This is a genomic window from Methylobacterium indicum, assembly GCF_017347565.1.
In the GTDB taxonomy this organism is placed as follows: Bacteria; Pseudomonadota; Alphaproteobacteria; order Rhizobiales; family Beijerinckiaceae; genus Methylobacterium; species Methylobacterium indicum.
In genome coordinates, this window is the sequence record NZ_AP024145.1 from 845298 (window position 1) to 870632 (window position 25335).

At 71.4% G+C, this 25335-nt stretch carries 27 protein-coding genes; 6 read left to right on the forward strand and 21 right to left on the reverse strand.

Annotation, left to right across the window (positions count from 1 at the left end):
- Positions 1 to 136 precede the first annotated feature (136 nt).
- A complete protein-coding gene (locus miv_RS03855; protein ID WP_207181529.1) occupies positions 137 to 883 on the reverse strand; it encodes a glucose 1-dehydrogenase in 747 nt (248 codons plus the stop codon).
- Between the two features lie 118 nt (positions 884 to 1001).
- On the opposite strand from miv_RS03855, the gene miv_RS03860 reads away from it, so the two are divergent.
- Entirely contained in the window at positions 1002 to 1376 is a 375-nt protein-coding gene (locus miv_RS03860; protein ID WP_207181531.1) for an ArsR/SmtB family transcription factor, read from the forward strand.
- A 187-nt stretch (positions 1377 to 1563) separates the two neighbouring features.
- Here the strand turns inward: miv_RS03860 and miv_RS03865 are convergent, their stop codons facing one another.
- From miv_RS03865 to rsmI, 3 genes are all read right to left on the reverse strand, one after another.
- The gene (locus miv_RS03865) at positions 1564 to 1707 is read right to left on the reverse strand and encodes a hypothetical protein (RefSeq protein ID WP_162234104.1); all 144 of its coding nucleotides are present in this window, start codon (positions 1705 to 1707) and stop codon (positions 1564 to 1566) included.
- Positions 1708 to 1868: 161 nt separating this feature from the next.
- Positions 1869 to 2252 (reverse strand): YraN family protein, encoded by a 384-nt coding sequence (locus miv_RS03870; protein ID WP_207181533.1) that lies wholly within the window; start codon positions 2250 to 2252, stop codon positions 1869 to 1871.
- Entirely contained in the window at positions 2236 to 3204 is a 969-nt protein-coding gene (rsmI, locus tag miv_RS03875) for a 16S rRNA (cytidine(1402)-2'-O)-methyltransferase (RefSeq protein WP_207183384.1), read from the reverse strand. The genes miv_RS03870 and rsmI overlap by 17 nt, the downstream gene beginning before the upstream one ends.
- A gap of 159 nt (positions 3205 to 3363) precedes the next feature.
- On the opposite strand from rsmI, the gene miv_RS03880 reads away from it, so the two are divergent.
- Positions 3364 to 4572 (forward strand): penicillin-binding protein activator, encoded by a 1209-nt coding sequence (locus miv_RS03880; RefSeq protein ID WP_207181535.1) that lies wholly within the window; start codon positions 3364 to 3366, stop codon positions 4570 to 4572.
- Between the two features lie 28 nt (positions 4573 to 4600).
- Here miv_RS03880 and hemW read toward each other — a convergent pair whose 3' ends face one another.
- From hemW to yciA, 3 genes are all read right to left on the reverse strand, one after another.
- Positions 4601 to 5764, reverse strand: coding sequence for a radical SAM family heme chaperone HemW (gene hemW, locus miv_RS03885; protein ID WP_207181537.1), 1164 nt, complete (start codon positions 5762 to 5764; stop codon positions 4601 to 4603).
- 64 nt (positions 5765 to 5828) lie between these two features.
- The gene (locus miv_RS03890) at positions 5829 to 6155 is read right to left on the reverse strand and encodes a YkgJ family cysteine cluster protein (RefSeq protein WP_207181539.1); all 327 of its coding nucleotides are present in this window, start codon (positions 6153 to 6155) and stop codon (positions 5829 to 5831) included.
- Entirely contained in the window at positions 6152 to 6589 is a 438-nt protein-coding gene (yciA, locus tag miv_RS03895) for an acyl-CoA thioester hydrolase YciA (RefSeq protein ID WP_207183385.1), read from the reverse strand. Before yciA ends, miv_RS03890 begins: the two co-directional genes overlap by 4 nt.
- 157 nt (positions 6590 to 6746) lie before the next feature.
- Between yciA and miv_RS03900 the strand changes: the two genes are divergently transcribed.
- Positions 6747 to 7115 carry a hypothetical protein gene (locus miv_RS03900; RefSeq protein WP_048426489.1) on the forward strand — a complete coding sequence of 123 codons (369 nt, stop codon included), beginning with the start codon at positions 6747 to 6749 and terminating at the stop codon, positions 7113 to 7115.
- A 70-nt stretch (positions 7116 to 7185) separates the two neighbouring features.
- Here miv_RS03900 and miv_RS03905 read toward each other — a convergent pair whose 3' ends face one another.
- The 4 genes from miv_RS03905 to uvrC form a co-directional block, all read right to left on the reverse strand.
- Positions 7186 to 8232 (reverse strand): DUF3616 domain-containing protein, encoded by a 1047-nt coding sequence (locus tag miv_RS03905; protein ID WP_207181540.1) that lies wholly within the window; start codon positions 8230 to 8232, stop codon positions 7186 to 7188.
- Positions 8233 to 8464: 232 nt separating this feature from the next.
- Entirely contained in the window at positions 8465 to 8716 is a 252-nt protein-coding gene (gene moaD, locus miv_RS03910; RefSeq protein WP_091752790.1) for a molybdopterin converting factor subunit 1, read from the reverse strand.
- A gap of 10 nt (positions 8717 to 8726) precedes the next feature.
- Positions 8727 to 9326 carry a CDP-diacylglycerol--glycerol-3-phosphate 3-phosphatidyltransferase gene (pgsA, locus tag miv_RS03915; RefSeq protein ID WP_048426492.1) on the reverse strand — a complete coding sequence of 200 codons (600 nt, stop codon included), beginning with the start codon at positions 9324 to 9326 and terminating at the stop codon, positions 8727 to 8729.
- Between the two features lie 78 nt (positions 9327 to 9404).
- Complete coding sequence (gene uvrC / locus miv_RS03920; protein ID WP_207181541.1) at positions 9405 to 11456, reverse strand: excinuclease ABC subunit UvrC; 2052 nt, start codon at positions 11454 to 11456, stop codon at positions 9405 to 9407.
- A gap of 152 nt (positions 11457 to 11608) precedes the next feature.
- On the opposite strand from uvrC, the gene miv_RS03925 reads away from it, so the two are divergent.
- Positions 11609 to 12712, forward strand: a complete 1104-nt coding sequence (locus miv_RS03925) for a glycosyltransferase family 61 protein (RefSeq protein WP_207181542.1) — start codon at positions 11609 to 11611, stop codon at positions 12710 to 12712.
- A gap of 549 nt (positions 12713 to 13261) precedes the next feature.
- On the opposite strand, the gene miv_RS03930 is transcribed toward miv_RS03925, so the two are convergent.
- On the reverse strand, positions 13262 to 13978 hold the full coding sequence (locus miv_RS03930; RefSeq protein WP_048426494.1) for a chemotaxis protein: 717 nt from the start codon (positions 13976 to 13978) through the stop codon (positions 13262 to 13264).
- Between the two features lie 646 nt (positions 13979 to 14624).
- Between miv_RS03930 and miv_RS03940 the strand changes: the two genes are divergently transcribed.
- On the forward strand, positions 14625 to 15302 hold the full coding sequence (locus tag miv_RS03940) for a L,D-transpeptidase (RefSeq protein WP_207183386.1): 678 nt from the start codon (positions 14625 to 14627) through the stop codon (positions 15300 to 15302).
- A gap of 81 nt (positions 15303 to 15383) precedes the next feature.
- Here the strand turns inward: miv_RS03940 and miv_RS03945 are convergent, their stop codons facing one another.
- Positions 15384 to 16148: a DUF2076 domain-containing protein gene (locus tag miv_RS03945; protein WP_207181543.1), complete on the reverse strand. Its 765-nt coding sequence runs from the start codon at positions 16146 to 16148 to the stop codon at positions 15384 to 15386.
- 285 nt (positions 16149 to 16433) lie between these two features.
- Here miv_RS03945 and miv_RS03950 point away from each other — a divergent pair, with 285 nt between their 5' ends.
- Positions 16434 to 18605 (forward strand): malate synthase G, encoded by a 2172-nt coding sequence (locus miv_RS03950; protein ID WP_207181544.1) that lies wholly within the window; start codon positions 16434 to 16436, stop codon positions 18603 to 18605.
- Between the two features lie 81 nt (positions 18606 to 18686).
- Here miv_RS03950 and miv_RS03955 read toward each other — a convergent pair whose 3' ends face one another.
- From miv_RS03955 to recR, 8 genes are all read right to left on the reverse strand, one after another.
- On the reverse strand, positions 18687 to 19211 hold the full coding sequence (locus miv_RS03955; RefSeq protein ID WP_207181545.1) for a TadE/TadG family type IV pilus assembly protein: 525 nt from the start codon (positions 19209 to 19211) through the stop codon (positions 18687 to 18689).
- A gap of 17 nt (positions 19212 to 19228) precedes the next feature.
- A complete protein-coding gene (locus miv_RS03960; RefSeq protein WP_207181547.1) occupies positions 19229 to 19678 on the reverse strand; it encodes a TadE/TadG family type IV pilus assembly protein in 450 nt (149 codons plus the stop codon).
- 57 nt (positions 19679 to 19735) lie between these two features.
- Positions 19736 to 20938: a TadE/TadG family type IV pilus assembly protein gene (locus miv_RS03965; protein ID WP_207181548.1), complete on the reverse strand. Its 1203-nt coding sequence runs from the start codon at positions 20936 to 20938 to the stop codon at positions 19736 to 19738.
- Between the two features lie 348 nt (positions 20939 to 21286).
- Positions 21287 to 21856, reverse strand: coding sequence for a single-stranded DNA-binding protein (gene ssb / locus miv_RS03970; RefSeq protein WP_207181549.1), 570 nt, complete (start codon positions 21854 to 21856; stop codon positions 21287 to 21289).
- Positions 21857 to 22246: 390 nt separating this feature from the next.
- Positions 22247 to 22999 (reverse strand): tRNA pseudouridine(38-40) synthase TruA, encoded by a 753-nt coding sequence (gene truA, locus miv_RS03975; protein WP_207181550.1) that lies wholly within the window; start codon positions 22997 to 22999, stop codon positions 22247 to 22249.
- A complete protein-coding gene (gene fmt, locus miv_RS03980; protein WP_207181551.1) occupies positions 22999 to 23931 on the reverse strand; it encodes a methionyl-tRNA formyltransferase in 933 nt (310 codons plus the stop codon). The genes truA and fmt overlap by 1 nt, the downstream gene beginning before the upstream one ends.
- Before the next feature lies 1 nt (position 23932).
- Positions 23933 to 24448 (reverse strand): peptide deformylase, encoded by a 516-nt coding sequence (gene def / locus miv_RS03985; protein WP_048461565.1) that lies wholly within the window; start codon positions 24446 to 24448, stop codon positions 23933 to 23935.
- A gap of 106 nt (positions 24449 to 24554) precedes the next feature.
- Positions 24555 to 25160: a recombination mediator RecR gene (recR, locus tag miv_RS03990; RefSeq protein ID WP_058620712.1), complete on the reverse strand. Its 606-nt coding sequence runs from the start codon at positions 25158 to 25160 to the stop codon at positions 24555 to 24557.
- Positions 25161 to 25335: the final 175 nt, after the last annotated feature.

Here is a 25335-nt window from a genome sequence, read left to right on the forward strand (position 1 = left end):
CTGGCCGCGCCGGGTCGGTCAGCACTCTGCGCGGCGCCGTTCGCGTCCTCGCCGCCGCGAACCGCCCGGGAACGGCACGAGCCTCGTCCCTGCGCGCGCGCCTCTCGGCAGCGCGCGCAAAGCACCGACCTCGATGTCAGCGAATGCCGCCGCTGGCGGTGATCACCTCGCCGGTGAGCCAGCGGGCGTCGTCGGATGCGAGGAACGCCACCACCCCGGCGATGTCGTCCGGCTGACCGGCGCGGCCGAGAGGCGTCTGCGCGACGAGACCGGCCTCCATGTCCGATCCGACGACCCCGGCCGTGTGCGTGCCCTCGGTCACGACGAAGCCCGGGCTGACCACGTTCACCCGGATCTTGCGGGGGGCCAGTTCGTTGGCGAGCACGCCCGAGATGGCGTTCACCGCTCCCTTGGTCCCCGCATAGACCGCCGCCATCGGCGTGTGCACGTGGGTGATGGCCGAGGAGATGTTCACGATGCTGCCGCCCTCGCCGAGATGCTTGGCGGCGGCCTGCGTGGTCAGCAGAAGCCCCAGCACGTTGACGTCGAACTGGCGCCGGTAATGGTCCTCGGTCAGGTCGTCGATCGCGGCGAATTCATAGACGCCCGAATTGTTCACCAGCACGTCGAGCCGGCCGAACTCCGTGACGGCAGCGTCGATCAAGGCCTGGGCCTCCGACGCCCTGGTTACGTCGCCCCGAACCGCGACGGCCCTGCCACCGGCCGACACGATCGCCGCGACGACGGCGTCGGCCCCCGCGCGGCTCGACGCGTAGTTCACCACCACGGCCGCTCCCTCCCTCGCCAGGGCCTTGGCGATGCCGGCACCGATGCCCTTCGACGCGCCGGTCACGACGGCGACCTTGCCCTCGAGCTTCGACATGTGCGTGTTTCCCCGAAACGGGCACGCTCCGGGAGCGGAGCGCTTGTCCCATAGTTCGGAATTTCGGAACTAATGGACTGGAGTTCAAGGCCCCATCGGGATCCTGTATGGGGGAGCGATGCGACCCCTGTTCCACCCTAGCATCGAGGACGTGCGGCCCGAGGCGATCCTGCACGCACTGGCCGATCCCGACCGGGCGGCGATCTTCGCCGGGATCATGCGGAGCGGCTGCGTGGAGGCCTGTTCGGCCCTCTCGGCGATCGGGGATCGGGTGATCCCGAAATCGTCCCTGTCCAACCACGTCAAGGTGCTGCGCGAAGCCGGGTTGATCCGCAGCGAGCGCCACGGCGTCGAGATGCGCAACCAGGCCCGCTGGGCCGAGGTGGAGGCCCGCTTCCCCGGTCTGCTGGTCGGGATCATCAACGCCTATGCGTCCGACCTCGGCGGGAAGCCGCAAACCCGCGAGCCGGTCGAGCCGGGCTCGCGGGACTGACGGAATCGGACCGGCTTCGAGAGCCTGCTCTCGAACCGCACATGCGCCCAGGCGCTCCGCGCGTCTCATCCCTTCCCGCCTGTGCATCGCTACGTCGAGGCAAAGGCGTCCGGCGCATCCGCGCCGATGCCCGTTCGGGCTTGCCTTGCACCTCCGAACGGATCCGTTCGAAGGCGCGGCGGTATGATCAGGCGCTGCGCGCGTCGTGGGGCGTCCCGCTCGCGCGCCGCTCCGCAGGTCGGCGCAGGTCGGCGGTCTCCTGCGCCTCGACCCGGCGCTTGAATGCCCCCCAGGCCATCAGCGTGCAGCCGCAGCGGTCGCATTGGATCATCGCGTCGTCCGTGAGGGCAGCCGGCAGGCGGACCGCCGGCGAACCGCACGACTCGCATCCGAACCCGCTGCGCATCTCGCTCACCCCGTTCCCATTCAGGTCGCACCGACAAGCTTAGGCATGCTGCGCTGCACGCAAGATGAACGGGATGCGTCTAACCGCTACGAATCCAGCTCGAAGGCGGAGACGACGTGGCGGGGCCAGCGCCCGGGTGCGACGAAGACCGCATCGGCCCGGAGCGTCAGGCCCGCGCTCCAGGGCGCGCGGGCGATCCAGGCCCGGGCGGCGCGGGACACGAGGCGGCGCTTGCGGGCGTCGATCGCGAACTGGGCCGCCTCCAGGGTCGGCCGGGCCTTGACCTCGACGAAGGCGACGACGCTGCCGCGGCGCACGATCAGGTCGATCTCGCCGCCGCCGAGCGACACGCGCCAGGCGAGCGGCCGGTAGCCCTTGAGGAGGAGGGCGAGCGCCGCGAGAAGCTCGGCCCGCCGGCCCCGGGCGAGGTGGAGCCGGCGCCGGGCCGCCGCGTCAGGCCTCGCCGGCATCGTCGCCGCGGCGGGCCAGCACCAGGGCGCGGGCATAGACCTCGCGCCGCTTCAGGCCGGTCTCGTCGGCGACGAGGCTGGCGGCGTCCTTGATCGAGTGACGGGCGAGCGCCGCCTCGATCCGGGCATCGAGGTCGGCGTCGTGCTCGGGCCCGGGCGCGTCCTCGGGCGCGGTGCCGATCACCACCACCACCTCGCCCTTCGGCGGGCCAGAGGCGGCGTATTCGTCGGCGAGCGCGGACAGCGCGCCCCGGCGCACGGTCTCGAACAGCTTGGTCAACTCGCGCGCCACCGCCGCCGGGCGGGTGCCGCCCAGCACCTCGGCGGCGTCCGTCAGCATCTCGGGCAGGCGGTGGGGCGCCTCGAACAGCACCAGCGTGCCGGGGATGGCGGCGAGCGCCGCGAGGCGGTTGCGCCGGGCGCCGCTCTTCTGCGGCAAGAACCCCTCGAAGAAGAACCGGTCGGTCGGCAGGCCCGCGGCGACCAGCGCCGTAATGGCGGCCGAGGGCCCGGGGATCGGGGTCACGGCGAGCCCCGCCGCGATCGCCGCCTGGACCAGCTTGAAGCCGGGATCGGAGACCAGCGGCGTGCCGGCATCCGAGACCAGCGCCAGGGCCTCGCCGCCCTGCATCCGGGCGATCATCCGGTCGCGCACGCCCTCGCCCGAATGCTCGTGATAGGCGACGAGCGGCGTGGTGATGCCGTAATGGGCGAGCAGCGTACGGGTGACGCGGGTATCCTCGGCCAGCACCGCGTCGGCGGCGGCGAGCGTCGCGAGGGCCCGGAAGCTCACATCCTTCAGGTTGCCGATCGGCGTCGCCACCACATGCAGGCCGGGAGGCAGGGGCTCGGCCTCGGCGGCGAGGCCGAAGGCGGTGTAGACGGCCGGGCCCCGGCCGGTGGCGGACCGGTCCGGAGACCGGCGGCGGGAATCGTCGCTGCGCTGGGTCATCGCGCGCGACACTGCCACGGCTTCCCGCCCTCGCGCCATGGCGGCGTGGACGGGAGCGGTCGTTTACTTTTCGTCGGCAGACTTTATGCACCGGGCAGATCTGTTGCCGAATCGTTGCGCGCGGGGCGCGGCGTGGGGCCGGACCGGGGAGAGCGGGCGATGGGGGGCATCGGCCTCGACACTCTGAGGCGTTTCGGGTGGAGCGGCGCGCTGCTCGCCGGCCTGCTCGCGCTCGGAGCCTGCGGCGGGGTCGACAGCCCGGTCGTCGCCACCCGTACGGCCCCGCCGGAGGCCCCGGCGGCGCCTCCCGGCGAGCCGGCGACGCTCGGCACCGGCAGCGTCAAGGTGGCGCTGATCCTGCCGTTGTCGGGGCCCGGGGCCGCGGTCGGCGCGAGCCTGCGCAACGCTGCCGATCTGGCGCTCCAGGAATCCCAGAGCCCCGATCTCAGGCTCCTGGTGAAGGACGACCGCGGCACGCCGGACGGCGCCCGCGAGGCGGCGGCCGCAGCCCTCGCCGAGGGCGCGGAACTCGTCATCGGGCCGCTCTTCGCCGCGACCGTGCAATCCGCCGCCACCACGGCGCGGCCCGCCGGCAAGCCGGTCATCGCCTTCTCGACCGATGCCAGCGTGGCGGCGCGCGGCGTCTACCTGCTCAGCTTCCTGCCCCAGCCCGAGGTCGACCGGATCATCGACGAGACAACGCAAGGGGGCCGGCGCTCCTTCGTGGCCCTGATCCCGGAGACGACCTACGGCAACGCCGTCGAGGCGCAGTTCCGCGAGGCGGTGGCGCGCCGCGGCGGCCGCGTCGTCGCGATCGAGCGCTACCCCGCCGGCAACCCGGCGGCGGCGATCGGGCGGCTCGCGCCTCTGATGACCGGGTCGGCACCGCAGGCCGACGCGCTGTTCCTGCCCGACACGCCGGACGGCCTGTCCGCCGCCGGGGCGGCGCTCACCCGCGCCGGCTTCAACCCGGCCCGGGTCAGGCCGGTCGGCACCGCCGTATGGAACGACCCGCGGGTCTTCGCCCTGCCGGCCTTCCAGGGCGGCTGGTTCGCCGCCGCCGACCCGGCGGGCTTCGCCGGGTTCAGCCAGCGCTACCGGGCCCGGTTCGGCGCCGACCCGGTGCGGGTCGCGACGCTCGCCTACGACGCGGTGTCGCTCGCCGCGGCGCTCAACCGGCAATACGGATCGCAGCGCTTCGCCGACACCACGCTCACCAATCCCTCGGGCTTTGCCGGGATCGACGGCACCTTCCGGTTTCGCCCGGAGGGCACCAGCGACCGGACCCTCGCGGTGTTCGAGATCCGGGGCGGCGGCACCACGGTCGTCAGCCCGGCCCCCCGGGCCCTCGGACCCTCGGGGATGTAAATCCCCGGGTTATCGGTTCTCGCGGACGTCAGGCCGCCAGCTCGGCCACCACGGCGTTGAGCACCGGCGCGCCCTTCGGCGTCGCGGCGAGCCGGCCCCCGCCGATGCGCGCGACGAGACCGGCCCCGACCAGCCCGGCGATGCGCTCCGGATCGAGGGGCCGGCCGGCGAGCGCGGCGTAGCGGGCGGGGTCGATTCCCTCGCGCAGGCGCAGGCCCATCATCAGGAACTCGTCGGCCTGGTCGCCGGGGCTCAGCGCCTCGGTCTCGAGGAGGCCGTGGCCCTCGCCCTCGGCCCGGGCGAGCCAGGCCTCCGGGTTGCGCTCGGTCGAGGTGCCGATGCGCCCCGCGGGCAGGACGAGGCGGCCATGGGCGCCCGGACCGATCCCCGCATACTCGCCGTAGCGCCAGTAGAGCAGGTTGTGGCGCGATTCGGCGCCGGGCCGGGCGTGGTTCGAGATCTCGTAGGCCGGCAGGCCGGCGCTCGCGCAGACCTCCTGGGTCACGTCGTAGAGGATCCGCGCCGTGTCGTCGTCCGGCACGGTGAGCTTGCCGGCGGCGGCGAGCCCGTAGAACGGCGTCCCCTCCTCGATGGTCAGCTGGTAGAGCGAGAGGTGCTCGGCCGCCCGGGCGATCGCCTCGCGCAGCTCGGCGGCCCAGGCCTGCGGCGTCTGGCCCGGCCGGGCGTAGATCAGGTCGAAGGAGTAGCGCTCGAAATGCCCGGCGGCGGTCTCGACCGCCCGCATCGCCTCGGCAGTGCTGTGCAGGCGCCCGAGCGTCTTCAGGGAGGCGTCATCGAGGGCCTGGACGCCGAGCGACACCCGGTTGACCCCCGCTGCCCGGTAGCCGCGGAAGCGCTCCGCCTCGACGCTGGTGGGATTGGCCTCGAGCGTCACCTCGACGTCGGGCGCCACGCTCCAGGCGCCCGCGACCGCATCGAGGAGCGCCCCCACCGTCTCGGGCTCCATCAGCGAGGGGGTGCCGCCGCCAAGGAAGATGCTGGTGACGGTGCGGCCCGGCACGAGGGCGGCCGCATGGGCGATCTCGCGCGCGAAGGCGCCGCGCCACCGCGCCTGGTCGAGGCGTGTGTGGCGGACATGGCTGTTGAAGTCGCAATACGGGCACTTCGCGGCGCAGAAGGGCCAGTGCAGGTAGACCCCGAAGCCGACGTCCCGGGTCGGATGTTCGATCATCCGGCGGATGTGCCGACCTTGGCGCCGCGGCGCAAGGGGCGGAATGCCCGCAGGAGTCTCCTGGTTACACCGGCAGGCCGTGATGCCGCCGGGCGATCAGGCATTCCGGGTCGCCGGGCTCGCAGGTGCGGCAGACCTCGGGCCGCACCGCGTAGACCTTGCAGGCCACCGCCTCGCCGATCCGGCCCTCCAGCGCGCTGCACCGGTCGCCCTCGCAGCGCATCCGCCCTGCCGGGTCGTCGACGTAGACCTCCGGGATGCGCGCGAGATCGGCATCGTCCTCGGTGCTGAAGCGCGGCCACTCCGCCGAATAGGCGCAGCAGGCGCCGCAGGATTGGCAGGCAAAGCCGGCCGGATCGGCCGGATCGGCCGGATCGGCGGCGAGGCTCACGGGGACAGGCCCGGGGCGGCCGGAGGGATCGGGCGCGGGCGGCCCTCGTCGTCGATCGCCACGAAGGTGAACACGCCGACCGTGACCTTCTCGCGGGTCTGGGTGCGGAAGCGCCGGGCCCAGGCCTCGATCTGGATCCGCATCGAGGTGCGGCCGGTGCCGACGACCTGGGTGTAGACGCAGAGCACGTCGCCGACCCGGACCGGGCGCAGGAAGGTCATGCCGTCGACCGCCACCGTGACGACGCGGCCCTGCGCCCGCTCCACCCCGGCGATGCCGCCGGCCTGGTCCATCTGCGACATCACCCAGCCGCCGAAGATGTCGCCGTTGGCGTTGGTGTCGGCCGGCATCGCGATGGTCCGCACGGTGAGGTCGCCCTGCGGCCGCGCCGCCGCCGGCTCCGCGGTGTCGTCGCCCGTCTTCACCTCGTCCATCTTGGCCATGCTGCCCCCCTGGTGTCCGGGGCGAGCATAGGGCATCGAGGCGCCGGAGCGCGAGCGCCGCGAATCGCCGACGAGCCCCGCGGTTTCATCCCCGGGCGAACGGACCTAGATTCCTGCGCCACGCCATCGATCAGCCGGAGGACGCATCATGATCCAGGGCCACCCCACCAGCGGTGCCGAAGCCGACCGCGACTGCCCGGTCCCGCTCGCGACCCTCGGGGAGATCTACCGGGCCGAGCCGGAGGACCTGCCGGACCTCCTCGACGCCCTGCCGGTGGAGACCCGCGCCAAGCTCGCGGGCTACCTCTACGCCAAGAGCCACACCCACAAGCTCGGCCTCGTGGTCGCCCGCACCTGCGGCAAGGACGATCTGACGAAGGCGCTGGGCGAGATCGGCGCCGTGGTCCACGGCCAGGCCCACCTGCCGCCGCCCAAGCCCGTTCAGGCCGCCCCGGCGGCGCCCCAGGCGCGCAAGATCAGCCTCGGCGGCTCGGGCTCGAAGCGCAGCTTCGACTGAGGGCCCGGTCGGCCGACCGGCCCGCGGCGTCGGCGGTCATCGACCGTCGGCGCCCGGGGGCATGGTGGCCTCACCGCAGCTCCAGCATCAGGCTCCTGAAGCGCTTCCCGTCCTTCGACTCCTCGCAGGGCTTGCCGTCGGAGCCCAGCGCCTCGCCGTCGTCGCTCAGCACCTGCACCCGGTCGCCGGCCGGGCTGACCAGCAGGCCCTCGGGCTGGAAGTCCGGGATCGCCGCGAAGGCCGCGGCGGCGCCCTCGACCCGGACCGGCCGGTCCCCGGGCGCGCCCGACCAGCGGTAGAGGTCGAACGGCTCGCCCCCGCCGCCGGCCCCGCCGGCCAGCACGAGATAGGCCTTGGCCTGCGGCGCGTAGGCGATGTCGCGGATGCCGCGGCCCTTCAGGTCGAGGGCGACCGGGGTGCCGAGCCGCGGGGCGGCGCCGGCGATCGCCTCGGCCGGGTTCTCCAGCGGCACCAGGAGGGCGTTCGCGTCGGTGTCGAGGGGGTTGCGCAGGCCGAGCCAGAGCGACTTTTCATCCGGGCGCGGCGCCATCCCCTCGATGTTGAAGCCCTTGCGCTTGGGGTCGAGGTCGTCGCGCGCCGGCACGTCGAGGCCGATCCGCGCCGCCAGCAGCGGCGACAGGGCGGCGAGGGCCTGCGGCAAGGCGCGGATGGCGGCGCCCGTCGGGGCGAGCGCGGGCATACCGGCCCCGTCCGTCGCCGTCACGGCGGCGAGGCGCCCGCGGCCGGGGCTCTGCTTGCCGCCGTGGCGGCGGCTGTGCGAGCCGAGCACGTAGAGGTCCGAGCCGAGCCAGGTCACGGATTCGAGGTCGGCCTTGCCGTCCTTCTCGCCGAGGCCGAGATGTCCCGCCAGATCGGCGCCGCCGAGGGGCAGGGCCTCGCCGCTCGCACCGGCCCGGTAGAGCCGCAGCACGGTCGATTCGTCGTCGACCACCAGGAATCGGTCGCCGAAGCTGCCGCGCGGGTAGGGCGCCGCGCCCGATGCCTCGCACAGCCCGCGATGCTCCAGCAGCGGACCGACCGTCACCGGCTCGGCCGCGGCGGCGGAGACGGTGAGCGACGAGACCAGGATCGCGAGGAGCGGCAGGGGGCGGATCATCACGGGTCTCTCGAATCCTCTTGAATGCCGCGGCCGGATCAGCGCTCCGATCGACCATTCCCAGGGTCAACCCGGGGTCGCGCAGCGGAGCCCGGGATCCGGAGCCGCAGGCCTGTCGGACGGATGCGGGACGCGATTCGCCTCGTCCTGCAGGCTCCGCGGCCCCGGGTTGACCCGGAGGATCGGAGGATCGTGGCGCGCGGTGAACGACGTCCCGCGGAGCGGATCCGCCTCACCCCCCGGTCATCGGCGGGAAGAACGCCACCTCGGCGGCGCCGGCGAGCGGCGTCTCGGGCTTGGCGTGGACCCGGTCGACGGCGGCGCGCACCACGCCCTCGGTCTCGAAGGCGTAGGCGTATTCCTCGCCCCGACCCTTCAGGAAGGCGACGAGATCGGCGACGGTCGCGACCTCGGGCGGCAGGTCGAGGGTTTCCTCGGGGCGGCCGATCCGCTCCCGGACCCAGGCGAAGTAGACGAGCTTCATGGGGTATCGCTCATCTCTCGTCGTCGATGACGTGGCGGATCCCGGAGCGCATGTAGTCGTAGCCGGTATAGAGCGTCAGCGCGGCGGCGAGCCACAGCAGCACGAGGCCGAGCGTGCCGTTGCCGGGCAGCACCCGCTCGCCGGCCGGACCGGCGATCAGCACGCCGAGCGCCACGAGCTGCACGGCGGTCTTCCACTTGGCGACCCGGCTCACCGGCACGCCGACCTTCAGCTCGGCGAGGTACTCGCGCAGGCCCGAGACCAGGATCTCCCGGCACAGGATCACGATGGCGGCCCAGAGCGACCAGCCGCGGATCGTCCCGTCGGCGCAGAGCATCAGCAGGCTCGCGGCGACGAGCAGCTTGTCGGCGATCGGGTCGAGCATCCGCCCGAGCGCCGAGCTCTGGGAATAGGTGCGGGCGACGTAGCCGTCGAGATAGTCGGTGATCGCGGCCGCCACGAAGACCGCGACGGCGATCCACCGGGCGGTGTCGTCCTGCGGCCAGAACAGCAGCGCCACCACCACCGGAACCGCGACCAGACGGCCGTAGGTCAGCATGTTGGCGAGGTTCAGGGCCGTCGAGCGGCGCCGGGGCAGGACCACGTTCATCGCCTTCGGTGAAACCACGCGGGGGGAGGGGGCGTCAACACGGCTGAACCCGGACAGGGCGTCACGGATCCCTCCGCCTCACGCATCGGCGTGGAAAAAGTCGTAGACCGCCCGGGCGGTCGCGGCGTTGACGCCCGGCGTCTTGGCAAGGTCCTCCAGCGCGGCCCGCTCGATCGCCTTCACGGTCCCGAAATGGTGCAGGAGCGCGCGCTTGCGGGTCGGGCCTATCCCTGGGATCTCGTCGAGGGGGTTCTTCACCATCTCGCGCTTGCGCTTGGCCCGGTGTGCCCCGATGGCGAAGCGGTGGGCCTCGTCGCGCAGGCGCTGGACGAAGTAGAGCGTCGGGTCCCGCGGCGGCAGGCGGAACGGCGCCTGGCCGGGCACGAAGAAGGTCTCGCGGCCCGCATCCCGGTCGCGCCCCTTGGCGATGCCGACGAGCGGCACGTCGGTGACCCCGACCTCGACGAGGGCCTTGCGGGCCGCCTCGAGCTGGCCGCGGCCGCCGTCGATCAGCACGAGGTCGGGCCAGGCCGGGAAGGCGTCGGTGTCGCTCGGGTCCGGCGCGGGCTCCGGCTCCGACGGCCCCCCCGCGGCGGCCGCCACGCTCGCCTCGGCCCTTGTGCGCGGGTGCTCCTTGACGAGGCGCGCGAAGCGGCGCTGCAGCACCTCGCGCATCATGCCGTAATCGTCGCCGGGCTTCACCTCCTCGGACTTGATGGTGAAGGTCCGGTAATGGGTCTTCATGAAGCCGGTGGGGCCGGCCACGATCATCGCCCCGACGGCGTTCGTGCCCATGATGTGGGAGTTGTCGTAGACCTCGATGCGGCGGGGCGCCGCCGCGAGGTTGAACGAGGTGCCGAGCGCCGCGAGAAGCTTGCCCTGCGAGGCGGTGTCGGCGAGGCGCCGGGCCAGGGCCTCGCGGGCGTTGCGGGCGGCGTAATCGACGAGGTTCTTCCGCTCGGCCCGTTTCGGGCAGTGGATCTCGACCCGGTTCTCGCCCTTGGTCGAGAGGGCGGCGGCCAGAAGCTCCGCATCCTCGATCTCGTGCGAGGTCAGCACCAGCCGCGGTGCCGGCTTGTCGTCGTAGAACTGGGCCAGGAACGAGGCCAGCACCTCGGCCGGGCTCATGCTGCGGTCGGCCTTCGGGAAGTAGGCCCGGTTGCCCCAGTTCTGCCAGTTGCGGAAGAAGAACACCTCGATGCAGAACTGCCCGGCCTGCTCGTCGAGGGCGAAGACGTCGGCCTCCTCGATCCCTTGGGTGTTCACGCCCTGCACGCCCTGGATGGCGGCGAGCGCGGCGATGCGGTCGCGGTAGCGCGCCGCCTTCTCGAATTCCCAGGCATCGGAGGCCGCCTGCATCTCGGCGGCCATCCGCTCCTTGATGGCGTTGGACTTGCCCGAGAGAAAACCCCGCGCCTCGGCGGCCAGCCCGGCATAGTCCTCGACCGAGATCTCGTTCGTGCAGGGGCCCGAGCAGCGCTTGATCTGGTAGAGCAGGCAGGGCCGCGAGCGGTTCTCGAAATAGCTGTCGGAGCAGGAGCGCAGGAGGAAGGCGCGCTGGAGCGCGTTCACCGTGCGGTTGACCGCCCAGACGCTGGCGAAGGGGCCGTAATAATGGCCGGCCCGGCGCCGCGCCCCGCGGTGCTTGACGAGTTGCGGCGCGTCGGAATCCGCCGTGAGCAGGATGTAGGGCAGGGACTTGTCGTCCCGCATCAGCACGTTGAAGCGGGGCTTCAGCTGCTTGATGAGGTTGGCTTCCAGCAGCAGCGCCTCGGTCTCGGTCGCCGTGGTGACGAACTCCATCGAGGCCGTCTCGGCGATCATCCGGGCGATGCGGTTGGTGTGCGCCTGGCCCCGCGCGTAGGAGCCGACCCGGTTCTTCAGGTTCTTGGCCTTGCCGACGTAGAGCACGTCGCCTTTGGCGTCGAACATCCGGTAGACGCCCGGCGAGGTCGGCAGCGTGGTCCAGAACCGGCGGATCACCGCGGTGCCGGCCTGGATCGCCCCGGCCCCGGCATCGAGGTCGAAGTCGATCTCCGGCGAGGTGTCGAGGGCGTCCACCGCCTCCTCGTCGTCCTCGATCGCGTCGAGGGCGTCGGGTGGCACGTCGTTCCCAGGCTGTCGGCTCATCCCCGCGATGTAGGCGCCGCCGCCGCCGCTGGAAAGAGCGCGCCCGGGCGCTAAAAGGCCACCGGCGCCCGATGCCGCCCCGACGACGCCTCAGAGGAGCCCCCTCCCGCATGAAACCGCCCGCATGAATTCGCCCGCATGAGTTTGCCTGCATGAGCCTGCGCGACTGCCGGACGCCCCGCATCCCGCCGATCCGGCGCGACCTGCCGGCGGTGCGCACGGTCGAGAACGCCCTCTACCTGCCGCACAGCGAGGCGCGGGGCCGGCCCTCGGCCCTGTTCGACGATGCACGCCGCTTCGTGCCCGAGAGCGTCGATTACCGCGGCACCGTCCCGTCCTGGCAGCGCACCGACTGGCCCCGGGACTGGGCGGGGGGCCTGCCGGAGGACGTGCCCGAGGCGCCGGAGGAGGCCTATCTCTTCCTCGGCGGCGCCCATCTGCATTACGGGCACTTCCTCGTCACCACCCTGCCGCGGTTCTGGCCGCTCCTGTCCGGCCGGCCGGCGGCGCCGATCCTCTGCTACGCACCGACCGACCCGGCGCTGTGGCAGCCCTACCGCTTCGCCGTCGACATCCTGTCCCGCCTCGGCCTCGACGTGCGCGACATCCATGCCTTCGAGGGGCCGCGGCGCCTGCGCCGCGCGATCGTGCCGGCCCCGGCCTTCCAGGAGGAGGCGTTCGGGCACGCGGCCTTCCGCGACCTGTGCCTCGCGATCGGGGCCGGCTGCTACGCGCCCGACGAGGTCGATGCCGATGACCGGCCCGCCTACCTCGCCAAGACCCGGCTCGCCGGCGGCGTGCGGCGCTTCGCCAACGAGGACGAGGTGACGGAGATCCTGGCCCGCGAGGGCGTCGAGATCCTGCACCCGGAGGCGATGAGCTTCGCCGAGCAGGTCCGGCTCTTCGCCCGGCGCCGGGTGGTGGCGGGCTCCCTCGGCTCGGCCCTGCACACGACGCTGTTCGCACCGCCCGGCCGCCGGGTGGCGGCGCTGAGCCCGGGGCGCACGATCAACCCGACCTTCCGGCTCGTCGACGTCCTGTGCGGCAACGCCGTCTCCTACCTCCACCAGCCCGGTACGGCGGAGGCCGCACCCGGCGCCTTCGGCAGCCAGCAGCACCTCGCCGACCCGCGGGCGGCGGCCGAGGATCTGCTGCGGCGGATGGAGCGGATCGCGCCGGCGCCGGGCGGCCTCGCGGGGGCAGGTTCCCGCCTTGCGGGGGCGTGGTCGCGCCTCTTCGGGCGGGCGTCGCTTTAGAGCATTTTCCGACCAAGCGGATGCCGCTTCGTCGTAGAAAATACTGCAAAAACAAAGACCTGGAGCAGCGTCCGATTGCAACGTCACGGTACACGACACTGGCCGAGAACCGTGCAGCCAAGCTCTATGACCCATTGCAAACCAACCCCTTTTCCGGACGACTGAAGCGAAGCGGAAAGAGATCCGGAATCCAGCACGAAAAGCCGCGAAGCGTCTCATTGTCTGCGACGGTGCAACAGGTTGAGCCGCTTCGCGGCATGTCCTCTGCTGGATCCCGGATCTCCTTCCGCTGACGCTCCAGTCGTCCGGGAAAGGGGGTGGAACGCCCGCGTGGTGGCCTCCACTTTCTTCAATGGCGTGTACCGTGATTGCAACGTGATCGGGTGCTGCTCTCGCGTCGCCCGATCCAGCCAGTGTCCGACCAGCGCACGCCGAACACGGCGAAACCCGCCGGGACGGTCCGCGGCGCCCCGGGGACCGGGATGGCGGGCGACACGGCGGGTTTTCGAGATCCCTGGCACGGCGCCCGCACCGGGGCCGCGCGGGTTCTCAGTCGAACAGGGCGTCGATGTCGTTCTGGTCGACGTGGCCCGGATCCTCGTCGAGCTTCGGCCCGTTGAGGAGGCTGCTCTCGTCGTCGATGCTGACCCCGGCGCTCTCGCCGATCAGATCCTTGAACGCGTCCAGGCCGCCCCAGGCGTCGATCATCCGGTCGATATGGTCCTCGACGAACTTCAGGACGTTGACGATCTTGCTGATCCGCTGGCCGGTCAGGTCCTGGAAGTTGCAGGCCTCATAGAGCACGACGGTGCGGTCGAGGATGGCGTCGACGCTGGAGCTGTCCTTGAGCCCGCCGGTCGAGCGCAGCACCGAGGCGTGGGTCTCGATCTCCTCGACCGCGGCCAGGATGGTGGTGGTGGCGCGCTCGGTCGCGTCGACCACCGCGTCGAGTTCGCCGGCCGCCCGGCGCACGCCCTTGCCGTCGAAGTCCTGCCGGTGCAGCACCGCGATCTCGTGCTTGGTCCGGCCGATCGCGGCCTTCATCACGTCGAGCTCGGTGCGCATCCCGTAGACTTCGGCCATCTCGCGCCGGCAGGCGTCGATCACGTCGCCGGTCGTGGTCTGGGTCAGCCGCTTCAGCTCGTTGACCGTCGCCAGGATCTCGGAGATCCGGTCGTCGTTGGCCGGATTCGGCTGAGGCGACGCCTCGACCTGAGCATGGGAAACGCCGAGACTTTCCTCGATGCGGAAGCGCTTGTTCTTCATGGATCCGAGAGAGCCTGCAACCGCGGCCGCATCGTACGGCCCACGCGGTGCAGTGTCGCCAGGATTGATTGCGAATTGCTGAATGCCCGGCGCCGCAGGGGCAGGCAGTGACGAAGGATTCACGATGCCGGCGGATTAACGGTTCGGCGCAAGGGTTTAGGGAAACGCTCACCACGTTCCTTCACGGCCCGGTCCCCGGCGATCCGCTCTCCTGTCGCCGGAGACGGCGATCGGTCGGACGGATCTTCGAGGCTGGGGTGCGATGGTGATGCGCGGGATGGTGCGGGCCGGGACGGTCGCGGCGGGGCTGGGCATGATGGCGCTCGGCATCGGTCCGGCCCTGGCGCAGGGAACGACCGGCTATGGCGGCGGCTTCATCGAGTACCTGATGACCGGGCAGGACCCGGGAGCGGTCGCCCGTCCCCTGCGCGCGGCGCCGGTCGCGCCCGACGGGACGATCCTGGACGGCCGCGGCTACGGCCAAGCCCGCTATGGCCAAGCAGGCTACGGCCAAGCCGCCTACGGCCAAGCCGGCTACGCGACCCGGCCGGGCGCCTATGCCGGCGAGGCCTACGGGCAGCGGCCGGCCTATGCCCGCACGGCGGGCTATGCCGCCGGCACCTCGGGGGCGCAGGTCGGCTACGCGCTGGCCGGTTACGCGCCGGTCGAGCCCGGGGCCGTCCTGCATTCGGGCGACCCGGTGCCGGTCCGGGCCTACGCGCCACCGCCGGCCTATGCGCCGCAGCAGGCCTACGCCCCGCAAGCGCCCGCATCCCGGCCGCCGATGCAGCAGGCCTACGCGCCCGATCCGTTCGAGGCGCCCGGCACCCGCCGGGCGGCGCTGCCGGAGGCCCGCGAGGAGGGGATCGGCCGGGCGATGGATCCGCGCTTCCAGCGCCAGGAGGTCGCCTATGACGGCGGGCAGCGGCCCGGCACGATCGTGATCGATACGCCCTCGCGCTTCCTCTACCTCGTCCAGCCCGGCGGACGGGCCCTGCGCTACGGCATCGGCGTCGGGCGGCCGGGCTTCGCCTGGTCGGGCATGAAGACCGTGAGCGCCAAGCGCGAATGGCCGGACTGGACGCCGCCGGCCGAGATGCTGCGCCGCCGCCCCGACCTGCCGCGCCACATGGCCGGCGGTCCCGCCAATCCCCTCGGCGCCCGGGCCCTCTATCTCGGCTCCTCGCTCTACCGCATCCACGGCACCAACGAGCCGCATACGATCGGCCAGTCGGTCTCCTCGGGCTGCATCCGGATGATGAACGAGGACGTGATGGACCTCTACGAGCGCGTGCCGGTCGGGGCCCGCGTGCAGGTGATCTGACGAGGGGCGTGATCCGACGACGAAAAAGGGCCCCGCCGCGTCGCCGCGGCGGGGCCCCTTCATGAGGAACAGACGGGCCGGTCAGACCCAGTCGTCGCTGCCGCCGTCGCCCATGTCGCCGTCGAACGAGGCGTCCTGGAAGCCGGCATCGTCACCGCCGAGCGGCGCGCCGAAATCCTCGCTGCCGCCCTGGTTGCCGAAGTAGTTATTTTCGATCACGGTCTCGCCGCCGCCCATGCCGGAGCCGCCGCCGAGGCCCGCCATGCTGCCGAGCGACGAGTGGCCGCCCGCGAAGGCGTTGCTGAGCGCGCTGCCGAGCAGCATGCCGCCTGCCGCGCCCGCCGCCATCGGCAGCGCCGTGGCGAGGAAGCCGCCGCCGGCCCGCTGCGGCGCGGCCTGCTGGCCGCCCCAGGGACCGCCCTGCTGCGGCTGGGCGTAGCCGGGCGGGGGACCGCCGTAGCCGGGCTGCTGCTGACCATAGCCGGGCTGCGGCTGGCCGTAGCCGCCGCCCTGGTTGCCCCAGGCGCCGCCGCGCGGCGGTTGCTGCTGCGGCTCCGGCCGCGAGCCGCCGCCGAAGATGCTGGAGAAGAAGCCGCCGCCCCCGCCCTGGCTCGCGGCCTGGCCGCCGCGCTGCGCCTCGGCCCGGGCCTGCTCGAGCTGCTGGTTGAGGCTCTTGATCGCCTCCTCCTGCACGTAGACGAGCTGCGCCATCGCGTAGGGGGCATAGGGCTGGGCGCGGATCTTGTCGGCGATGAAGCGCTCCGCGTCGGCATCGCGGGGCTGCTGCGCGGCCTGCTCCAGTCGCTGGAATATGCCGTTGATGACGTCGCGTTCTTCGCTGTTCATGGAGCCGTACTCCTTCGGTTGCCGGTGGGCGGACCCGGCCCGGCGCCCACGAGATGGGAGGGGGACGGGCGTTTGTCACGGGGAGGCAACGCCCGAGCGGAGCGTTTTCGCTCACCACATGCATTACGTTTTCGTCACGGCGTCTCATCCCGCCGCGACCCGCCCCGCTCCGATTCGCCGCTCCCCCGGCGGGGCTTGTCGGCGGAACCCCGACTTTCTGGCACCTCCGTCGCCTGTTAAGGGGACCGGGACGCGGCACGTGCGGTTGCCCGCGGGAGGAACATGATGGATCGCAAGACGATCGGTGGCCTGTCGGTGGCCCGGGTGCTGCACGACTTCGTGGTCGAGGAGGCCCTGCCGGGCACGGGGGTCGCCCCCGAGGCGTTCTGGAACGGGCTCGCGGGTCTCGCGCGCGACCTCGCGCCCCGCAACCGCGCCCTGCTGGAGACCCGCGACGCCCTGCAGGCCAAAATCGACGCGTATCACCGCGAGCGGGTCGGCAAGCCGGTGGACGAGGCGGCCTACAAGGCCTTCCTCACCGAGATCGGCTACCTCCTGCCCGATCCCGGCCCGGTCCAGGTGCGCACCGACAACGTCGACGACGAGATCGCCACCATCGCCGGCCCGCAGCTCGTGGTGCCGACCTCGAACGCCCGCTACGCGCTGAACGCCGCCAATGCCCGCTGGGGCTCGCTCTACGACGCTTTCTACGGCACCGACGCGGTGTCGGAGGAGGGCGGTGCGACCCGCGGCGGCGGCTACAACCGCACCCGCGGCGCCCGGGTGGTGGCCCGCGCCCGTGCCTTCCTCGACCGCACCGTGCCGCTCGCCGGCGGCCGCCACGCCGACGTGGTGACCTACGCGGTCGAGGGCGGCCAGCTCGTCGGCAACATGAACACCGGCGACACGATCCCGCTCGCCCGGCCGGAGGCCTTCGCGGGCTACCGCGGCAAGGCCAGCTCGCCCAACGCCCTGCTCCTGCGCCACAACGGCCTGCACGTCGAGATCGTCCTCGACCGCACCCACCGCATCGGCCGCTTCGACGCGTCGGGCGTCGCCGACATCCTGGTCGAATCCGCGGTCTCGACGATCATGGACCTCGAGGATTCGGTCGCGGCGGTCGATGCCGACGACAAGGTCGTGGTCTACCGCAACTGGCTCGGCCTGATGAACGGCACCCTCGCGGCGGCGGTCGAGAAGGACGGTAAGCGCTTCGAGCGCAAGCTCAACCCCGACCGGACCTACACCGCGCCCGACGGCGCGGGCGAGGTCACGGTGCCGGGCCGCTCGCTGATGCTGGTGCGCAATGTCGGCCACCACATGTTCACCGACGCGGTGCTGGACGAGTCCGGCGCCGAGGTGCCGGAGGGGATGCTCGACGCCGCCGTGACGGCCCTGATCGCGATCCACGACCTCAAGAGCACGGGCTTGCGCAACAGCCGCCGCGGCTCGGTCTACATCGTCAAGCCGAAGATGCACGGGCCCGACGAGGTCGCCTTCGCGGTCGAGCTGTTCAACCGCGTCGAGGCGATGCTGGGCTTGGCGCCCAACACGCTCAAGATGGGCATCATGGACGAGGAGCGCCGCACCACGGTCAACCTCGCCGCCTGCATCAAGGCCGCGGCCGAGCGGGTGGTGTTCATCAATACCGGCTTCCTCGACCGCACCGGCGACGAGATCCACACCTCGATGGAGGCCGGCCCGGTCATCCGCAAGAACGACATGAAGGGCACGCCCTGGATCAAGGGCTACGAGGAGAACAACGTCGACGTGGGTCTCGCCTGCGGCCTGCTCGGCCGGGCGCAGATCGGCAAGGGCATGTGGGCGGCCCCCGATGCCATGGCCGAGATGCTGATGCAGAAGGGCGCCCACCCCAAGGCCGGCGCCTCGACCGCCTGGGTGCCCTCGCCGACCGCCGCGACGCTCCACGCGCTGCACTACCACGAGACCGACGTGAAGGCCCGCCAGCAGGAGCTGGCGCGCCGCCCGCGCTCGGCCCTCGACGAGATCCTGCAGGTTCCGCTCGCCCGCTCGAACTTCGCCCCCGACGACGTGCAGCAGGAGATCGACAACAACGTCCAGAGCATCCTGGGCTACGTCGTGCGCTGGATCGACCAGGGCGTCGGCTGCTCCAAGGTGCCGGACATCCACGACGTGGCCCTCATGGAGGACCGGGCCACCCTGCGGATCTCGTCCCAGCACATCGCCAACTGGCTGCACCACGGCGTGGTGTCGCACGAGCAGGTGATGGAGACGATGAAGCGCATGGCGAAGGTGGTCGACCGCCAGAATGCCGGCGACCCGCTCTACCGCCCGATGGCGCCGGGCTTCGACGGTCCCGCCTTCCAGGCCGCCTGCGATCTGGTCTTCAAGGGCCGCGTCCAGCCCAACGGCTACACCGAGTACGTGCTGCACGCCCGGCGCCGCGAGGCCAAGGCGGCGGGCGCACCGGCCTGACGGACGGAGAGGGCAGGGCGCCGCGCGAGGCGGCGCCCTGCCTCGAAGCCCGGGCCGGCGCCACCGCGTGCCGGCCCGGGTTCAGCAGATCGCGTTCGCGTTCGTCATCACGTCGATCGCGTACCCGCGATAGGACACGCCCGACGGGCTGATGTAGGTCTTCACGAATCTCGGCAGCACGGAGGTGTAGGTGCTGCTGACGATGACCGCGGCCCCGATGTCGCCGTCGCGCATGATGTTGCCCGCGGAGGCGATCACGTCGGCATCGGTCAGGGTCGTCCGCGTGCCGGAGCAGACCTTCACCGTCCCGCCGCTCCTCTGGATCATGAACATGTCGATCGTCGCGCCGGGATAGCGCACGAACGTATTGGCCCGGCGCTTGATGTACGCGTCGATCAGATCCGACATGCAGCTCGAGCTTGGGCAGGTGGACATCGCCCGCGCGATCACCACCGAGGCCCGGTTCACGTCCCGCTTCGTGTTGACCATGAAGACGATGTCGTGCGTTCCCATGAACATCAGCAGCGCGAGGCTGCTGATCACGGCGAATTCCACCGATGCCGTGCCCCGGACGGAGCGCAGGAACGTGTCGAGGCGGGCCGGCATCCGGTGGATTCACACCCCTATCGACGGAAGACGACCGAATCCTGGGCGACCAGCTCCGGAACCATCGGGACGAGACGCGGCGCCGGCATCTTCGCCCGCAGCAGGATGACGTCCTGGCTCGCGCCGGTGTCGAAGACGGTGCCGGTGATCGCGAGCGACGCCGTCGGCACGGTCGGGAGCCTCATGGCCTCGACCGTGATGCCGCCGGCCTGACCGAGGCAGCTCTGCCTGAAGGCGACCTTGGCGCAGATCCTGGCGACGTAGCCCGGCTTGTCCTGCGCCAGGATCTCCGGCTCGGGATTCGAGGCCGTCTGGTAGAGCGCGTCGCTGATCGTCTGCTGGAGGTAGCAGTAGACCACGAATTGCAGCAGCCCGAGCACGAGCATCAGCAGGGGAAAGGCGATCAGGGCGAACTCGACCGCCGTCGCCCCCGACCGGCACGTCAGCATCCTGACCGCCGAGATCATCGTGCGTTCTCGGCGAGAGGGGCGGTGGGACCATGGCATGCGCTCAGGCGGGTCGATTCACGGACAGGAATTCTGGCAGAAGCGCAAATAGTCGATCAGCCCGCCGAAGCTGTCGTCGAGCCCGGCCGCTCGCCACGAGATCCGGTATTCCTGCTGCTTCGTCACCTTGAATTTGTAGCTGCGCTCGATCCAGGTTTTCGACCAGACGCACACGTCCGCCATATATTGCTTCATGTATTGCGGGTCTGTCGTGGCGGTCAGGGATTGGCTGTCGGACTTGTATCCGCTCGTCTTCGGTTCGACCCAGAGCTCGATCCGCCGCGTCTGGCCGTCGAGGGACACCGTGCTCATGTTCGCCCCGTTCCTCGCCACGTCGCCGTCGCGTGTCAGGCCGTCTGTGTCGTTCGGGTTCGAGCAGATGACGGTGTCGTTCGGATACTGGTACGCGCCGACGTTCTTGCGGGCCGTGTAGACGTAGCGGATCTCGTAGGCCCCGACCGGCAGGTTGAAGACCATGTTGATCGACGAATTCGTCGTGTCGGTGTTCCTGTTGGCGTTCCTGGGGCAGGCGGCTGTCTGGGCCTGCGTCCGGGTGCCGACCTGATTGGCGCAATCGCTGTCCAGCTCGGCGAAGGACTGGCCGTATTGCACGCCGTCGCCCGTCGCGATGGCCGAGAGCTGGTCGACCTCGACGCCGGCATTGGTCGTGCCCCAGGATTTTCCCTGGCAGAGCGCGCTGGGGCAGTTCGCCTGCGACATGGTGCCGAACACGGCCCAGCCGCCGACCAGCTGCGAGGCGTAGCCCTCGAACGACTCGGACATCAGGGTCGTCGGCGGGCCGGACGAGGAGGCGGCCTCGACGGTGCAGTCGCGTACGACAGCGAAATCGACGCTGCCCCTGTTGAGGAAGCGCTCGAAGAACAAGGCGACCGCGCCGTTGGCCACGACGTGGATGTTGCCGGGGCGGACCGTCAGCGGCGGCACGGTCAGGACCGTGGCGGAGACCGTGGGCGTGGCGGTGACCTGGGCGGTCGCGGCAAGGGCTCGCTCCGACCGGTTCTTGTCGGCGTAGGATTGCACCGTCGCGACGTAGCCGTTCGGCATGCTGAGGCCGCTCAGGCTATCGACGTAGACCTTGGCCTGGCGGCAGCTCAGGTCGGCCGCCGAGATCAGCCGCTGCTTGTACTCGACGGCGCGCGCGATTTCGATGCTGCCGCCGATGCCCACCATGATGATCGGCAGCAGGATGCCGAACAGCACCGTCGTGAGACCCGCCCGATCGTCGCGAAACCTGGAACGCCTTCCGGGAGCGAAACGCATTCTCGTCCCTACGAACAGCGCGAACCAAGTCTCTCCCCACTCTCGGCGGGAGGCGTTTAACAAGTATGAATTGATCACTGGAGGTTGTGCCGGTGTCGCGACGAATTCCCGTTAAAGTGTTTCGATCGGTGTCCGGCAGCCTGCGTGAGACGGCACCCCCGCCCCCGTCGGGCACCCGCGAAACGAGGCGGCGCCCGGCCATGTCGTGGCCGGGCGCCGCTCGCGACCCTCATCCGATGCAGGCACGTCGCGACGGACCGGATCGCAGTCCGTCGCGATGGGCGCGGCCTAGAACGGGATATCGTCGTCCAGGTCGTCGTACCGCTTCTGGTTGCCGCCGCCGCTCGACGACGGGGCCGGGCGCCGCTCGCCGCCGGACGAAGAAGAACGTCCGCCGGAGCTGCGGCCACCGCCGCCGCCACCGTAATCGCCGCCGCGGCTGATCTGGCCGCCGCCCATCTCGTCGCCGCCGCCCATCTCGGACATGCCGCCCTCGCCGCCGCCGCCGCGGCCGTCGAGGATCGTCAGCTCGCCGCGGAAGCGCTGCAGCACGATCTCGGTCGTGTACTTCTCCTGGCCGGACTGGTCCTGCCACTTGCGGGTCTGGAGCTGCCCCTCGACGTAGACCTTCGAGCCCTTGCGCAGGTACTGCTCGGCGACGCGGGCCAGGTTCTCGTTGTAGATCACGACCGAGTGCCACTCGGTCTTCTCCTTGCGCTCGCCCGACGCCTTGTCCTTCCAGGACTCGGACGTGGCCAGGCGCAGGTTCACCACCGGATCGCCGGAGGCCAGCCGGCGGGTCTCGGGGTCGCGCCCGAGATTGCCCACCAGGATCACCTTGTTCACGCTGCCCGCCATCGCGCTCTCCTCTCGTTCCATCTCACTTGGGCGCTCGTTCCGGCGCACGCCCACCCGACGCCGCGGACCACCGCTTCGGTCGCGCGAGTTGGGCCGAACCGGCCGGGTCCGGCAAGGGGAGGGGGCAGCTTGTGCCCGAAACACACATTGCCGAGACCTGAGCGTGTTCTACATTTGTTCGATCGACAAGGCAAGCGGCATCGTGCGCCGGACACCGGTCGCGGACAACCTTCCGCGGCACATGGTACAATCGATAGTCGCAAATTCAGGCGACCCGAGGTCCGGACGGTGTGCAGGTGGACTGTTCCACGCCGGACCGTCAGCGGCGACCGATTCTCCATTACCATCGTGGGGCTCTGGAGTGAGGCAGAAACGTTCAGTCGCGAACGTTCACTCGAACGCCGCCGGATAATCCACCCCGATCAGCGTCAGCCCGCCCGAGGGCGCCAGCGGCCCGCAGCGGGTGCGGTCGCGGGAATCGAGCACGTCGCGCACGCCCTGCGGGGTGAGCCGTCCGCCGCCGGCGAGCATCAGGGTGCCGACCATGCCGCGGACCTGATGGTGCAGGAACGAGCGCGCCGCGGTGACCACGACGATCTCCTCGCCCTCGCGCGTCACGTCGAGCCGGTCGAGGGTGCGGACCGGGCTGTTGGCCTGGCACTCCGCCGCCCGGAAGGCGGAGAAATCGTGCCGGCCGAGCATCAGCTGCGCCGCTTCGTGCATGAGGGCGGCGTCCAGCGCCCAGGGCACGTGCCAGACGAAGCCGCGGGTGAGAGCGGGCGGGGAGCGGCGATTGAGGATGCGGTAGCGGTAGTGGCGCTTGACCGCCGAGTGGCGGGCGTCGAAATCCGGCCCGACCTCGTCCGCCGCGATCACCGCCACCGGCTCGGGGCGCAGATGGGCGTTGGCGGCATCGCGCACGGTGTCGGTGCGCCACGGCTTGTCGAGGTCGAGATGGACGACCTGATGCGTGGCATGCACCCCGGCATCGGTGCGCCCGGCGCAATGCACCCGCACCGGCCCGCCGACGAAGCGGGCGATGGCCTCTTCCAGCGCCTGCTGCACCGAGCGGTCGGCGGCCTGGCGCTGCCAGCCGGCGAAGGCGGTACCGTCATACTCGACGACGAGCTTGTAGCGGGGCATCAGGCGAGGCGGGTGCCCGGTGCGAGCTGCCGCCCGCGGGCAAAATCCTCGAACGGCATCGCGCCCTTGCCGGCGGGCTGGACGGTGACGAGGCGCAGAGCCCCCTCGCCGCACGCGACCGTGCCGGCGGCATCCAGCAGCGTCCCGGGCTCGCCCGAGCCGTCCGCCCGGCGCGCCCGCAGCACCTTCACCCGCTCTGGCCCGCGGCCGAGATCGGCCATCAGGTAGGCGCCGGGGAAGGGCGACAGGCCGCGGATCCGGTCGTAGACGGCGCGCGCCGGCTGCGAGAGATCGAGCCGCGCCTCCTCGTTGGTAATCTTGTGGGCGTAGGCGATGCCCTCCGGGTTTTGGGCCCGGAATTGCAGGTTGCCGCGCTCCAGCGCGCCGAGCGCCCGCGCCATCAGGTCGGCGCCGAGCGGCATCAGCCGGTCGTGCAACTCGCCGGCCGTCATGTTGGGGGTGATGCCCACCCGCTCCAGCATCCCGACCGGGCCGGTATCGAGGCCCGGCTCCATCTTCATCACGGCGACGCCGGTCTCCTCATCGCCTGCCATCACGGCGCGCTGGATCGGCGCCGCGCCGCGCCAGCGCGGCAGCAGGGAGGCGTGGAGGTTGAGGCACCCCAAGGCCGGCGCGTCGAGGATCGCCGGCGGCAGGATCATGCCGTAGGCGACCACCACGGCGACGTCGGCCTCGTGGGCGCGAAAGGTCTCGGCGGCCTCCTCGGTGCGGAGCGTCGTCGGCGTCAGGACGGGAAGCCCGAACTTTTCGGCGAGCGCCTGGACCGGCGAGGGGCGCAAGGCCATGCCGCGGCCGGCGGGCGCGGGCGCGCGGGTATAGACCGCCACGACCTCGTGGCCGCCGCCGACGATCTCGGCCAGCGTCGGCACCGCGAAATCCGGGGTGCCCATGAACACGACCTTGAGCGGCATATCAGGCGGCTTCGCGCTTGGCCGCCTTGGCGAACTTCTTCATCACCCGGTCGCGCTTGAGCTTCGACAGGTGGTCGATGAACAGCACGCCGTTGAGGTGATCGATCTCGTGCTGGAGGCAGGTGGCAAGCAGGCCGTCGGCCTCCTGCTCCACGGTCTCGCCGTCGAGGGTGCGGAAGCGCACCCGCACCCGGTCGGGCCGGATCACCTCGGCATAGTAATCGGGAATCGACAGGCAGCCCTCCTCGTAGGGACGGGTCTCCTCCGAGGTCCAGACGATCTCCGGATCGAGGAGGACGAGCGGCTTGCGGTCCTCCTTCTCCTTCGAGGTGTCGATGGTGACGATACGCACCGCCTCGCCGATCTGGATGCCGGCGAGGCCGACACCCGGGGCGTCGTACATCGTCTCCAGCATGTCCTCGGCGAGCTTCCGCACGTCGCCGGTGATCGTGCCGACCGGCGCCGAGATCTCGCGCAGGCGCGCGTCCGGCAGGATGACGAGGGGACGGATGCTCATTCGGGCGCCAGCAAAGTCGGGGGGCCGGGCGCCGCAGCGGCGCCCGTGAAGTGTCCGGGAGATAAGGATTCGTCTCTCCGGGGTCAAACCCGATGTCGCAGCCCGGCTAGAACGCCGTGCGCTGACGGATCGCCGCCGAGAGCGTGCCCTCGTCGAGGTAGTCGAGCTCGCCGCCGACCGGCACGCCATGGGCGAGCCGCGTCACCTTGATCGGCAGGTGGGTCAGGAGCTCGGTGACGTAATGGGCGGTGGTCTGCCCGTCGACCGTGGCGTTGAGCGCCAGGATCACCTCGCGCATCTCCGGGGCGCTCACCCGCTCGACCAGGCGGCCGAGATTCAGGTTTTCCGGCCGCACGCCGTCCAGCGCCGACAGCACGCCGCCGAGCACGTGGTAGCGCGCCGTCACGGCGCCGGAGCGCTCCAGCGCCCAGAGGTCCGACACGTCCTCGACCACCACCAGCATCGAGGGGTCGCGGCTCTGGTCGCGGCAGATCGTGCAGGGATCCTGCGTGTCGACGTTGCCGCATTCGTGGCAGACCACGATCCGGTCGGAGGCGACCTTCATCGCGTCGGCCAGCGGCGCCAGCAGCGTCTCGCGCTTCTTGATGAGCTGGAGGGCGGCCCGCCGGGCCGAGCGCGGCCCCAGGCCCGGCATGCGGGCCAGAAGCTGGATCAGCCGCTCGATCTCCGGACCCGCGACGGCCTGGGGCATGGGGAGTGGGTCTTTCGTAGGGTGCTGTACGCCGGACGCGGAGGCCCCGGAATCCTCCTCTCCCCGCGGGCGGGGAGAGGACTTCATCGACCTTGTCGTCGATGAAGTGAGCGCAGGCGAAAGCCGGAGCGGGGGTGAGGGGGTGCTTCCGGAAGTGCCTCATTCGGCGCTTCCC